Below are 13,148 nucleotides of genomic sequence, written 5' to 3'. Positions count from 1 at the left end.
TTAGATCGGGCAACGGCGGACCGAAACCAACACCATATTTGTATTGCCGTCGATATTGTAGGATCTTTAGCAGAAGATCAAGCAAAGTGTAAGGATAAAAAACCACACATGTAAACTATAATTTACACCTTACTGATATTTAACAATAACTGTGTGCATTCTTCCCTGTTCATGAACTTGGGAACAGGGTAATTCCAGTGCGCCTCTTTCAGAATTAAATCAACAAGCGCATCAGCATCTTCACGTTGAATGAGCGCACTGGTTTGCTCAATATCAATAGTTGAAAACAAGGACTCCAGATTCGCCAAAAAATGCTGAGCACTTGCGTTACCTAACTGCCCCTCGGCCGTCAACTCATCGAGCTTTCTTAGTTGAGGCTCAATCTCTGATAATGAAAAGCGCAGCACAGGCAACAAGGCTAATCCGTTTGCCATACCATGAGGTATTCCATATCTCGCACCGAATGTGTGAGCAAAGGCATGAACATAACCCAAACTCGCTTTGGTAAATGCTAAACCCGCGTAATAGGATGCCATAGCCATTTTATGACGAGCTTCGACATCATCCCCTTGCATCACAGCCCTAGGAAGATATTTAAAAATGAGTTTAATAGCGGCAACCGAATAAGCCATCGTTTCTTGAGTAGCGTTTTTCGATACATAGGCCTCAATAGCGTGGGTTAATGCATCAACGCCAGTATCAGCCGTGATCTTAGGAGGTAAACCAATCATTAAATTCGCATCTAAAGCTGCCATTAGTGGCACCAACTTTGGATCCATTAAAGGGGTTTTAATGTGTGAGGAGGGATCTGACACGACCGCAGCGATAGTAACTTCACTTCCGGTTCCAGCCGTTGTTGGAATAGCAAAAAGCGGTGCTGGCATTCGCCATACCTTCAATAGTCCAGCTAATTTTTTTATTGGCCGTTTATTGGTAACTTTCGCAGCGATGACTTTTGCACAATCCATTGCAGAGCCGCCACCCAAAGCTAATATGCCCTCACAATGAAAACGATGATAAGCCTCTAGACCGCTCTCAACCTGATCATAGGTAGGATCGGGCTTAACTTGCGAGAAAACATCTAACTGTAAATCGAGTTGTGCTGCTGCCTCAAGCACCTTATCTACAATACCGACTTGGACTAACCCTTCGTCGGTTACTAACAAAACGCGTTTAAATCCCAGCTCGGCCATCGATTCTAATAGCTCATTCATCGAACCAGGGCCGGAAAACAAGGTTGGTCTCGGCATAGGAAGGATAAGGGCTGCTATTTTTAACCCTGCGGTGTAAGTCCGATATAAACGATGCTTCAACATACGAAATCCTTTTCATTTAGAGCTATCATTCTAGCTACTTTTACCACCTATGCTTACTTTGCAATCACACATTTTCAATAAACTTATCTCACCAAAAAGGCTAACATCGCTGGGAAGCCGTACCATTTTATTATCTTTCCTCAACAACATGAGCTACAGAGAAAATATTTTCAACGACGCTCTATTGTCATGTTGTTAACAAGCTGCTTTACCTAATACTCTGTTAGTTACAGAGCAAGCCTCGAAGAAGTCTTCTTATTTTTTGCCTTCAAGAACAACAATATAAATTCTGTTAATCACACATCAATACCGTGTGTCTCTGGTTGAGCCCGAACACGATTTACAAAAATAAAAATAAGAATGCGTTACATCATGATTTATTGTCGTTTTCAAATAAGTCAACAAGAGCAACAATAATCTTTCAAAACTTATACTTAGTTCAAATATCTGACTCTTAACCATGAGCTTCAGGTGATATTATTATGCAACTAGGATTATTATCCCGCCCATAATCAAAACTATGTCTAAACGCCCACCTTTTTGGGGTCTATTCGCTGTCGTACCCAATCTTTCCTATCACCTTCTGATTTGGGTTTAGCGTGGGCTAATTAGCAATGTCGGTATAAACCATGAATCATTCTTGCCATTCCCATACGGACATGGGCTTTGAAGTCGATCTGAAACAAGCACTTATCTGGGTTGCTCGAGCACTCGACTATGTCGGTGTTGATGATACGCACCATAGCCATCGTGTCGCTTACATCGCTTACCAATGTGCTCGGGTCATGAACTGGGAACCAGAAAAAGCGGAGTTTTGCTACTTCGCAGGGATGATCCACGATTGTGGGGTCTCCGAAACACAAGAACATAAAATGTTACTTGAGGAGTTGGTGCCACAAGATGTAAAAACACATTGCTTAAGAGGATACCGAAGCCTCAAGCAGTGTCGTTTGTTGCGTCAGTTTGCTACACCTGTTCTTTACCACCATACACATTGGAGTGAACTAAAATATCTTGATTTACCGCCTTTTGAAAAAGAGGTCGCTGCCCTACTCTATTTAGCCGACCGTCTCGATTTTATGCGTTCCAAATACGTCATGAACTGCCACTGTGACATTGTCACACTTCATGAAGAACTAATTGCAGAGTGCATCATGGCAAACGCTGGAACTTTGTTTAATCCAGACATGGCTAAGGCAATGGTTAAGCTCGTTATGACCGACGCATTTTGGTTCGCGATGGAGTCTGAAAATATAGAAACCATCGGATTAAACTTTAAAAGCATTGATTGGCTTCAAAAACAGCTCACCATCCAAGATATGAATAGTTTGGGCATGTTTATCGCTCGAATTGTTGACGCAAAAAGCCCATTTACTTATCAACATTCGCAAAAAGTGGCGGAGTTATCTCGGTATCTAGCCATCAAGCTTGGGCTCTGTGAGCACGACCAAGAGATGTTATTTATTGCTGGGTTGGTGCATGATATCGGAAAGTTAAAAACACCAGATGAGATTCTTCATAAAGAAGGCTCTCTTAATAAACAAGAGTATACGCGTATTAAACGCCATACAATTGATACTCAGCTCGCATTACACAAAGTGTTTCCCAACGCTAAAATAGCGGAGTGGGCCTCTAATCATCACGAGCGTTTGGACGGTTCTGGCTATCCTTATCATAAAACAGGAGACGAACTCGATGTACCATCGCGTATTGTCGCGGTTGCCGATGTTTTTCAAGCTCTGTCTCAGGACCGTCCCTACCGAGGACGAATGGCTCAAGCACAAATCGCCGCGATTATGGGCGAGCAAGTCGCTAAACAAGAACTTTGTTCTGACGTCTATGCAGTGCTAGAGCGAAACATGACCGAGTGTTACGAGCTATCAACTAATGTTTAATCGATAAAGGGCGTATCTACGCCCTTTGCTGATTTTATGCTGGTTGCAAACCAATCATTTTGCAATATCAAGTACATTGTCTCGCACACCATTGATTCTGAACCAACCTGCAATGCTGAACCGCTCTGCGTTGGTCGGTAAAACCTCATGCGGGAATTGCTCAGATAAGAATAAAAGTAAGCGTCCTGATTGAGGAGGGATGGTTGCTATCTTATTATCATTTAGATCGTAAACCACCAATTCACCTGCATCCTTTTCCGTCCAAGATTCGTTCATGTAAAAAACGGTTGTCAATCGACGGTTTTCATTGCCCTTAAAACAATCTAGATGCTTTTGGTAGAAATCCCCTTCCTCGTACTTGGCAAAGTGAGCTTCATACTCAAAAAGTCCCAGAAACAAGTGACGGTTCACTTCTTGGCGTATTTCTTCCATCTTATCTAAGTAAGAAGTAACCGCGTGCCCCATATTGGGCGACAACCATTGAATTTTGTCACTTCGAATTGATTCAATACGAGTCACATCGTCATTACGACCAATACGCGCTTTTTTCCAGTTACTTGGAATGCAGTCTCGCAATTGATCCACTTCTAGTTCAGAAAGAAAATCATCCCAGATGTAGTAGCCATGGGTTGCTAACGCATCGATCATTTTATCCATTATTGTCGTTCACTCATATTAGTTGGGCGGTCTATATAAAAAATCTTCAACCCCACAACAAATGCGATTTTTTGTCGAAACGACAACAAAATAAAAAGAGAGTAAAAATAGGTGATGACAAATATAAAAATGCCGCTCATATGAGCGGCAATATCTTTTATTATTGACGAGCTTCTAATCTGGTTGGATGAACTCGCAACGGACTAAGACGTTTAATAGTCGGGCGTTGTTTGTTTTTTAACTGGATATGACAAAGTTCCAGAATTAAGCCGAATGCCATCGCAAAATACACATAACCTTTGTTGATATGAATTTCGAAGCCTTCTGCCATCAATAAACCACCTAACAAAACGAGGAATAACAAAGCAAGTGTCTTAAAACCAGGGTAACACGACACCAGGTTATTGATTTTTTCTGCTGTCATGACCATCACGATAGCAGAAGAAACAATCGCTGCGACCATAAGTGGGACATCACTTGTCAAACCAACGGCGGTTATCACCGAGTCCATCGAGAATACAGCATCCACGGCAACAATCTGCAACAGAACTACCGCTAAACCAGTACGGGCGTGAGTTGAGTGAGCAGACTCGTTGTGATTTAACCAACTCCACAACTCTTTCAGGCTTTTAGCCAAGAGGAATGCACCACCCGCAATCATGATGACGTCTCTTCCGGTAAACGCATGGTTCGCCAAAGAAAATAGCGGTTGAGTCAGTTGAATGATCCAAGAGATTGAAAACACTAAACCAATACGAGCAATAACAGCAAGACCAATACCAAGGCTTCTTGCCAGCTTACGTTGGTGCAGCGGCAGTCTTTCACATAAGACAGAGATAAAAACGACGTTATCAACGCCTAAGACAACTTCAAGCGCAAACAAAGTGGCGAAAATAGCCCAAGCTTCTGGTTGCATAAAAAGTTCTAGCATGAGCATGTCTCCAATAATAAGAAGACATATGGTGAAGGGTTTTGTCGACTAAAGGGGTCGTCCATTAATTATTTATACCTTTGTTACTGAGGGATCATGAGTAAATCACCAAACAATCAACAAAACAATATCTATTTTAATTAACAAGGAACAAGTTTAATTCGTGTACAAATCAATCAACTCCTCCAAATTGATTAAAATTACATAGAAGCTTTAGAATTGAATAAATGAAAGCATTAAAGTCCAACAAAACTAAGATAAATTTCTAGACTTATAAGCACCATCAATCCTTATGCAACCCATTAAATGCATTGAGCTCAAAGAGAAACAGGCGTGTTTCCGAGATAAACAATAGTAAAAATTTGTTTCATGCTGATATACTGCCAAAAATCATAAGAAACCATGCTATTTATGGACTACATTGCTCTTTCGCGTATAAGCCTTAAACATCTAACTGTTTTACATATGTTGTTAACCACTCACAGCGTCACACTTGCGGCAGAACGCTTGTGTGTAACACCATCGAGCGTCAGTAAAACGCTCGGACAGTTGCGCGAAACGCTAAAGGATGACCTTTTTTACCGTGATGGCACTCGCTTAGTGCCGACAGCATTTGCGCTGCATATAGGCCCATCAATCCATGGCATACTCTCCAGTATGAATGGATTATTACATCAAGGCTCTTTCAATCCGGCTTACTATCAAGGTAGTTTTTCATTAGCAATGCGTGAAAGTTCATTTGAGCTCTTTGCGCCAGTTCTACAGCACTTGTCCCAACAACTGAGCAACCACGCGCACTTGAATGTCCATGCGAAAGAGGAAATGAGCTTCGATGCATTAGCAAGAGGTCAAGTGGATTTTTTGTTGCTTCCTCACGATCTCAGCCAACCACCCACACAAAATAAAGACTTGGTCTGGAAAACCATTTTGAAAGACGAAATGGTTTGCTTAATGAGAGCATCGAACCCACTCGCTGAGCAACCCTTATCTGTTGAAAGTTACCTTTGTGCAAGACACATCGGTATTCATGATAAAGATCTGTCACAACCTTATTTTGAGCAAAATCTCACCCAAAGGCATTCAAAGCGAAACTTGGCCATGCGTGTAGCCGACTTTGGTTCAGCTGCGGTGATGTGTCAGCACTCGGATTACTTGTTCACATGCTCCAAGCTTTGGGCAAGAGCGGCAATGCAAGCAAAAGGTTTGGTTGAACAAGCTCTTCCATTCGATTACGGACAGGTAGCCTACAGCCTCGTTTGGAACAAAGCGAGCTTAAACGATCCCGCTTTAAAATGGTTGCAGCAACAATTACTCGACGCCTGCGCCATGTTAGATGCCTGTGATGCGTAAGCATAGATAAACAACGGTACTACGTGAGTACTGTCGGCACTGTGATAGGGTTACTCACGTAGCATCGAAGCTCTGATTTTAAGCGTTCGATATCATGATGAGAGCACATATCCCAAGTTAACGCCTCCCCCACTACTCCGTGATGCTGAAAGGCATTTAAACGTATAATCACCGATTCAGGAAGAGTACTCAAGTAACGTCCAATTGCTACGATTTCTATATCTAAATCACTTTTTTGGGGAATATGCAGTAAGCGGACCTCGTACAATTTTTCGTGCTCAACAAGGTACTGAAGGGTTTTAAATACACGATGATTATCACGCCCAGTTAGCCACTGATGCGTCTCCGTCTGCCACGCTTTCAAATCGATCATTGCGCCATCCAGAAAAGGTAGAATACGCTGCCAACCAGCAACCGCTAAAGAACCGTTACTGTCGATGAAACAAGAGAGGTGCCGTAATTCAGGATCTTGTTTTATCCCTTTAAACAGCTCAATAATGAAAGGAAGTTGTAAGGTAGATTCCCCACCGGATACAGTAACACCACTGATGAAAAAGCGATGTTTGCGTATCAAATCGAGCATTGTTACTACAGAGTAGTCAGTAATTTTTGGATTAGATTGGTTCTGACATATCTCTATACAATGATCGCAGTGGGTGCACTCCTCTTTAAGCCAAACAACGTTGTTGTTTTCGTCGAACTTCAATGCGCCTGCTGAACATTCACTCACACACTCACCACAATGATTACAATGGTTTATCGTGTGAGGATTGTGGCAGTTCAAACACTGATAGTTACAACCCTGTAGAAAGATGACTAGACGATTTCCTGGCCCATCAACACAAGAGAAAGGAAGGATACGAGTGACTTTTGCCAAAAGGCTTCCACTTCGTCTAGACATCTTGTTCTTTCCTAAACCGAACTTATGCCTGCGTGTAAGTCGGTGTTACTTCATGACTCACCACACGTGGCGAGCGTTCTAAAATTTTGGTATTTTTTGCTGCTTCTGCACCTAGAAACGTCGTGTTGGTTCTCGAACCTTCTTTATCATATTTCGCGACATCTGAAAGTTTGATCATGTAGCCTGTCACGCGAATTAAGTCATTTGAAGTGACATTCGCGGTAAACTCACGATAACCAGCATTTAGTGCCCCTTTACATAAATTGAACATCGCTTCTGGGTTAGATTTCACCGTTTCATCAATCGTCAAAATATCGCTGATACCCGCACGATAATACTGATGATGCTTCGCCGTTGCTTGTACATAAGTGACAGGGTCTGGCTCTGCACCATAAGGCAGACGTACACCTGGCGTAACATCATGATCTAAGCTAATGCCGCCTTGTGCATGTAAGAGCGCTTTGCCATCTAAACCATATTTCACCGGGGTTGAGTCCACCAGTTTAGCCAGTGTTGCTGAAACATCATGAGCAAAAGTATTTGCTCGATCATTTTTTCCGTATCGCCCTATTTGCCCTTCTTTTTCAAATAGAAGGTTTACCGCTTCGGCCATGCCGTAAACGCCATACATTGGCGCGAAATAGGACTCTTTTATCAACCCTTCTTGCGTCAAAAAGCCTTGAAAGAAGTTCGATTTTTCATGCAAGTGCGTGCTTCTTGCGTTTATGAGCTCGACCATTAATCGATGGTAAGAAGGCAACGCACTGTTTAAGAAGTCGTTACAGTCTGATGCTCGTTTTGCAACTTCTTTTAAATTCATTCGCACCAATGTGTTCGAGCCACCTGCTAATGGAAGCGAGTTGTAGCAACTTACAATACCAAAGCGTGAGCCGTTGTAGGCTTTCGTGTGCATTGGGTAATTGGCGATATGCGGTTTACTGCATTCACAAATGTTCTGTGTCGCTTGACGAAGTAAATCATCAGGTGTAACTGTCTCGTCGTACATAAAGGTGAGATTCGGTGCGATCTGCTTGAGCTCCGCATCTACTTTTAAAACAGTGCGACAAATAATGTTGTCTGTCGGTCCGACATTCACATGCATAAACGCATCTGGCAATGTGCGATCCAGCATGATCCAAAAATGTTTTAACTTTTTGTAAATCTGGCTCTCTGTTAGGTCGCCTATGTAAGGCAACAAGACATCATCTAACTGGCCTAAGTAAACCGGAATGTTCGTTACCGAAGGAACATGATGGTAAATGATGGTCAGCATGTTCAACGCATCATCGAAATCGTCAGCCGGAGACAACTCTAAATAGTCTGAGCCTTGCGATAGAAATTTAGCGTAATCAGGCAACACATAGCGAGGTTTAAACGGTGCATGACCTTCAAACATATCGCAGATGATGCCTTCATCCATTGCTTGTCTCAGTGATGGAGATACGGTCATGTAAGGAATGCACGCTTCAGCCTCTAAAGCTAAAAAACTCGACTTCTGTTTTGGAGAAAGACGGACGTCGGTCGCGATATCTAGAAAACGTTGTTGTAGTTTAGAAAGGCTTGTCATCTAAGATATTCCTACAAAGTAACCACAAGCCCACAAGACAAAATACGAGCTCTACCCCTAAAGAGTAACGTGATTTTACTCCTGCTTGGCTGTTGCCACTAATGAAAATAAACAAAACGTCTATTTCCATTCTGGAAATAAGACAAAGCTAAATTAGCGCATTCCAACTTACTATATGGGAAAACCTAACTGCGTACCGAAGTCTGTCTTATTTATCGGTTTGCCGTCGACAACATCACGCCTGCACCAATAAATACTCCCCCAGTCAAACGATTAAACAACTTCGCTCTTCCAGCGACAAACAACCAATCGGAGGCTTTTACCCCTAACAATGCATAAAATGTTAGCCAGCTAAGCTCAAAAACCACAAATGTAGACGCGAAAATCGCGTATTGAGACAGTAGCGGTGCGGAAGGTTCTATGAATTGAGGAAACAAAGCGGTGAAAAAGACTATCGCTTTGGGATTACTAGCGCCAACAATGAAACCACTAGTGAACGCGCTAAACGCTGTCGCGGAACTTTGAGTCGTTGCCGTTTTATTAAAATCTGTCTGAGATGAGCGCAACGCTTGAATACCTAACCAGATTAAATAAGCGGCGCCACACCATTTGATAATATTAAAAACTAACTCAGATGAAGCAATGACAACTCCCAGCCCGGTAAATGAGAGCGTAAGGATGATCGTAATCGCAGACAAACTGCCAAGCGCAGTCATGAAAGCAATACGAAACCCACTACTCACTCCTTTACTTAAACACAACAGTGAGCTTGGTCCTGGTGAAGCTGTGAGCACGAGAATAGCAAGAGTGTAAAAAATCCATGTATCTATTTGCATTGGCATCCCTTCCAGCAAAATGAGGTTTATAGCCCATTGTGTATAGAACTATTTTATCGCCCGGTTTCTATCCATGAAGCCGAGGTCTTAATAACCATCTTGCATCTAAACAACTTAGAAAAAATTAATAGATAGTTATGCAAATAAAATACGATCTACATGCAAGGATGTAAAGCCTGTTGTATAAGCTTATCTATTTCTCTTAATCATAAAAAGGCTTAGGATCGATCTCTAACGATGAAGGCGCGATCGCTCTTTCAATTTTGTACGCACTCGTTTTTAAATCCACCATCGTGACATCAATGTATCGTTTATACTTGCGGGAGTAGAAACATTTCACTTCTGGCTTTAATGCTTGAGATTCATTTGAAGACCAAACAATACCAACACGCCCATCGTTCAACTCGACAATGGAGCCGACGGGGTACATCCCAATGCAATTAATGAATTTGTAAACTAAGTCGGCGTCTAAATGAAATGGCGTTAGACTCAACAAGATTTTAAACGCTTCCGCAGAACTCATGCCTTTTTTGTAACAGCGATCAGCCGTTAGCGCATCGTAGATATCTACAATACAGCTCATACGGCCGTGAATTGGAATCTCCTCCCCCTTCAAGCCTCTAGGATAACCATTGCCATCTAACTTCTCGTGGTGCATCAAACAAACATCACGGCTTACGTCACTAAGTCCTTTTACGTGAAGGATTATCTCACCTGCGAACACTTGATGTAGCTTCATATGTTCAAATTCTTCAGGCGTTAGCTTCGCTGGCTTGTGCAAGATCTTATCATCGACTTTAATTTTACCTACATCATGAATAATGCCACCTACAGCAAGCTGTTTTAGCGTTGGCTTATCCAAGCCCAAGTACTTACCGAATGACACTAAAAGACAAGCGACATTGACGGAGTGTTCCAATAAGTAAGAGTCTTTTTTTCGGAGTGCAGAGACACACTGCAACGCATCTGAGTCAATCAAAACACTTTCAATGACATCGTCAGCCCAAGCTTCTACTTCATCAACTTCTATGATTTTTCCTTCAAAAGTTTGATTCAATAGTTTCTGCGCCAAATCTTTTGCTTCGGCGATCAGCTTTTTGGCTCGCTTGTGTTGGATGTCTCTCGAACGATAAGTTCGTTGACCCCTCTTAAAATCGGAGTGTTTCTGCTCTCGCGTCTCTTTAGTGGCATCAGTTGATTCATCTACAGGCTTGAAGACACACTGCTGCGAAGATAATGTTTGATCTACCCAAACATACTTTACGCCACTTGTAGCAAGCTTCTTAATGCCTTCAGGGCTAGATATCCGCCCTGCATTGGCTAAATTGACGCGCTTGTTGTGCTCTATCGCGGTAACAAACATACCAACGCCGATATCAGCGAGCGCAATTTTGATTGAATTTTTCGGATCGTACTGCATATAAAGAAGGCTTACTCGATATTAACGTCCGCATTATAAGAGATTTGATTACTTGGCGTGATAATAAATTTGAATTGATTAGAATTAATGAGCATCCTGTCAATTAATAATCGGTCGCGCTCATTAAGTCCTTTTTATTATTATGGTTTTATCCAAGATAACATATATACAAATGACGTTAGAAAACAGCACATTGATACCGACACAACTGAAAATAACTTTAGGATAATTATTCATAAATATTTATAGATTGCGGACGGCATCAATAACTGTATTTTATAAATGATTTTTACTGTTGACTATTTTTTATAAATGTCGATGATTAGCCGCCTAATCTTAGTATGTTATTAACCTAGTAGCGCATAAAATGATAGCCAAACAATTTGAACTGACACTTTTGTGATTGTAATGTACGCCAGCAGATCAACTCTATGTTATCAACCCCAACACTCATCTCTGATGCTAAAAGGCTCGAGGAGGAAATATCTTGACCACCATATTTGACCAACAAGTCTCAGATAGTGACCGAGAGTTCCTAAAAATCGTCGAAGAACGATTCATTCATATCTTCGATGTATTTAACGAAGGCCTCTTTTACATGGATGAGTTTGGCACCATGGTATTTTATAACAAGGGCTTTTATGAGCAGCTTGGTATCAACGCTGGTCGAATCAGCTTAGAGCAATGGTTAGACCTTGTTCACCCTCTCGATCGAGAAAGACTCTCCACTCGGGTCGATGCTCACATCATTACCAACAACACGAGGGTCACAACGACCTACCGCGTGCGTAAACCCAATGGACAGTACGTCTGGATTGAAGGCGTAGCCATGACCAAAGAAACAGAACATGGTCATTATATGGTTGGTAGCCACCGTGATATTTCTGAACGCAAGCTGATGGAAAGCTACATTCATCAAGTCGCATTTCATGACAATGCGTCAGGTATGGCTAATCGCGCCCATCTCTTGCTGGATATTGAAGATAGTGTGCGAGCCACCGATTCTTGTGCATCTATCTGTTACATTCAGATAGAAGAGATTAAATCTTACTTAAATCAATATGGCAGCGAGTTGGTCGATGGGTTAGTGGAAAAATTGCTACAAACTCTCAGTCACCTACCTTCTCCAAATAGTTCTGTATATCGCGTACATGATGATGACTTTGCGATTTTGATTCACGATGAATGCTCGGTAGAAACGCTGCAAAGTTATGCCGAAAGTTTAAAGGAAACCTACCACGAGGCAGTGATTGAAGAGGGCCAATACTTAGGAAGTAACATTAGTATTGGTTTGTATCCTTGCATAGATCCAAGTCACTCAGCAGAGGAAATATTGCGTAAAGCAGCACGAACTTGTCAGTACGCAAGCGAGCAGAATAAAGACCGTGTTGCGGTTTACAGTGAGAAAACTCAGCATGCCGTAGACCGTTATTTCTTTATTGAACAAGGTCTAAAAAGTGCACTAGAAAAACAGACATTAAGCGTTAAGTTTCAGCCAATTATTGACGCCAAAAGCTCAAAAGTAGTGAGCTTCGAATCTCTGGTTCGCTGGCGTAGCAAAGAGTTTGGCGAAATTTATCCAGACGAATTCATCCCCGTGGCAGAGAACAAAGGTTTGATTGTCGAACTCGGATATCAAGTCTTTGCCAAAGCGTGTGCATTTATCAAAAACTACCGTGAGCGTTACCAAAACCAAGTTCGTGTCAACGTGAATGTTTCTGTACTTCAGTTAATGAACAGTGAATTCCCTGCGCGAATTAAAGCCATGGCGGATGAGGTTGGTGTCGATCCTGAGTCTATTGTGTTGGAACTAACAGAAACGTTTATTTTGGATAATAATCAGACAGCCATTGCCCCTCTGAATACCCTCAGGGAACTAGGATTTGCACTCTCTCTGGATGACTTTGGATCTGGTTACAGTTCATTAAATAGCTTCTTCGACCTCCCGATGACACAAATCAAAATTGATAGGTCGATGGCGTGGAAAACACTAACCAACCGCTCTTCACAAGAATATCTGAAGTTTCTTATCACTATGTGCCAGGAAAATAATATTGAAGTAGTGATTGAGGGAATTGAAGACGCCAAAATGTGTGAATTTTTTACCGAAATGGGCGTCGATTATCTGCAAGGTTATTGGTTCTCTAAGCCACTTTCTGTTGCCAGTGCAAGCCGCTATTCGTTGAGTTAAGCATACTAGAGCAATATTCCCGCACGGCCACGTTAAACATGCTGAACTATTCACTATAGATTTCAGACACTAACTGGCCGTGAC

At 42.0% G+C, this 13,148-nt stretch carries 10 protein-coding genes; 3 read left to right on the top strand and 7 right to left on the bottom strand.

Annotation, left to right across the window (positions count from 1 at the left end):
- Window positions 1-122: 122 nt before the first annotated feature.
- Window positions 123-1,316 carry an iron-containing alcohol dehydrogenase gene (locus R8O70_RS14795; RefSeq protein ID WP_054574120.1) on the bottom strand — a complete coding sequence of 398 codons (1,194 nt, stop codon included), beginning with the start codon at window positions 1,314-1,316 and terminating at the stop codon, window positions 123-125.
- Between the two features lie 629 nt (window positions 1,317-1,945).
- On the opposite strand from R8O70_RS14795, the gene R8O70_RS14790 reads away from it, so the two are divergent.
- The gene (locus R8O70_RS14790; RefSeq protein WP_213893821.1) at window positions 1,946-3,211 is read left to right on the top strand and encodes an HD domain-containing phosphohydrolase; all 1,266 of its coding nucleotides are present in this window, start codon (window positions 1,946-1,948) and stop codon (window positions 3,209-3,211) included.
- Between the two features lie 54 nt (window positions 3,212-3,265).
- Here R8O70_RS14790 and R8O70_RS14785 read toward each other — a convergent pair whose 3' ends face one another.
- Both R8O70_RS14785 and R8O70_RS14780 read right to left on the bottom strand, forming a co-directional pair.
- Window positions 3,266-3,868 carry a 2OG-Fe(II) oxygenase gene (locus R8O70_RS14785; RefSeq protein ID WP_213866549.1) on the bottom strand — a complete coding sequence of 201 codons (603 nt, stop codon included), beginning with the start codon at window positions 3,866-3,868 and terminating at the stop codon, window positions 3,266-3,268.
- 160 nt (window positions 3,869-4,028) lie between these two features.
- Window positions 4,029-4,799: a TerC family protein gene (locus R8O70_RS14780; protein ID WP_258624280.1), complete on the bottom strand. Its 771-nt coding sequence runs from the start codon at window positions 4,797-4,799 to the stop codon at window positions 4,029-4,031.
- 411 nt (window positions 4,800-5,210) lie between these two features.
- On the opposite strand from R8O70_RS14780, the gene R8O70_RS14775 reads away from it, so the two are divergent.
- Complete coding sequence (locus R8O70_RS14775) at window positions 5,211-6,149, top strand: LysR family transcriptional regulator (protein WP_005377737.1); 939 nt, start codon at window positions 5,211-5,213, stop codon at window positions 6,147-6,149.
- Between the two features lie 19 nt (window positions 6,150-6,168).
- Here the strand turns inward: R8O70_RS14775 and R8O70_RS14770 are convergent, their stop codons facing one another.
- The 4 genes from R8O70_RS14770 to R8O70_RS14755 all read right to left on the bottom strand — a co-directional run bounded on the left by R8O70_RS14770 (window position 6,169) and on the right by R8O70_RS14755 (window position 10,873).
- A complete protein-coding gene (locus R8O70_RS14770; RefSeq protein WP_031778972.1) occupies window positions 6,169-7,050 on the bottom strand; it encodes a YjjW family glycine radical enzyme activase in 882 nt (293 codons plus the stop codon).
- Between the two features lie 22 nt (window positions 7,051-7,072).
- Entirely contained in the window at window positions 7,073-8,617 is a 1,545-nt protein-coding gene (locus R8O70_RS14765; RefSeq protein WP_053350580.1) for a YjjI family glycine radical enzyme, read from the bottom strand.
- A 212-nt stretch (window positions 8,618-8,829) separates the two neighbouring features.
- On the bottom strand, window positions 8,830-9,453 hold the full coding sequence (locus R8O70_RS14760; RefSeq protein WP_025766704.1) for a LysE family translocator: 624 nt from the start codon (window positions 9,451-9,453) through the stop codon (window positions 8,830-8,832).
- 202 nt (window positions 9,454-9,655) lie between these two features.
- Window positions 9,656-10,873, bottom strand: coding sequence for an HD-GYP domain-containing protein (locus R8O70_RS14755; RefSeq protein WP_025766705.1), 1,218 nt, complete (start codon window positions 10,871-10,873; stop codon window positions 9,656-9,658).
- A gap of 487 nt (window positions 10,874-11,360) precedes the next feature.
- On the opposite strand from R8O70_RS14755, the gene R8O70_RS14750 reads away from it, so the two are divergent.
- Window positions 11,361-13,064 (top strand): putative bifunctional diguanylate cyclase/phosphodiesterase, encoded by a 1,704-nt coding sequence (locus tag R8O70_RS14750; protein WP_258624278.1) that lies wholly within the window; start codon window positions 11,361-11,363, stop codon window positions 13,062-13,064.
- Window positions 13,065-13,148 lie beyond the last annotated feature (84 nt).

The sequence above is a fragment of the Vibrio sp. 779(2023) genome (assembly GCF_033344285.1).
Taxonomy (GTDB): Bacteria; Pseudomonadota; Gammaproteobacteria; order Enterobacterales; family Vibrionaceae; genus Vibrio; species Vibrio alginolyticus.
This window is presented reverse-complemented; position numbering and strand designations above follow the sequence as displayed.

Coding starts and splice junctions, on each gene's coding strand:
- R8O70_RS14785 (WP_213866549.1), bottom strand. CDS start 3,868: ATGGATAAAATGATCGATGCGTTAGCAACCCATGGCTACTACATCTGG.
- R8O70_RS14790 (WP_213893821.1), top strand. CDS start 1,946: ATGAATCATTCTTGCCATTCCCATACGGACATGGGCTTTGAAGTCGAT.
- R8O70_RS14770 (WP_031778972.1), bottom strand. CDS start 7,050: ATGTCTAGACGAAGTGGAAGCCTTTTGGCAAAAGTCACTCGTATCCTT.
- R8O70_RS14775 (WP_005377737.1), top strand. CDS start 5,211: ATGGACTACATTGCTCTTTCGCGTATAAGCCTTAAACATCTAACTGTT.
- R8O70_RS14795 (WP_054574120.1), bottom strand. CDS start 1,316: ATGTTGAAGCATCGTTTATATCGGACTTACACCGCAGGGTTAAAAATA.
- R8O70_RS14760 (WP_025766704.1), bottom strand. CDS start 9,453: ATGCAAATAGATACATGGATTTTTTACACTCTTGCTATTCTCGTGCTC.
- R8O70_RS14765 (WP_053350580.1), bottom strand. CDS start 8,617: ATGACAAGCCTTTCTAAACTACAACAACGTTTTCTAGATATCGCGACC.
- R8O70_RS14780 (WP_258624280.1), bottom strand. CDS start 4,799: ATGCTAGAACTTTTTATGCAACCAGAAGCTTGGGCTATTTTCGCCACT.
- R8O70_RS14755 (WP_025766705.1), bottom strand. CDS start 10,873: ATGCAGTACGATCCGAAAAATTCAATCAAAATTGCGCTCGCTGATATC.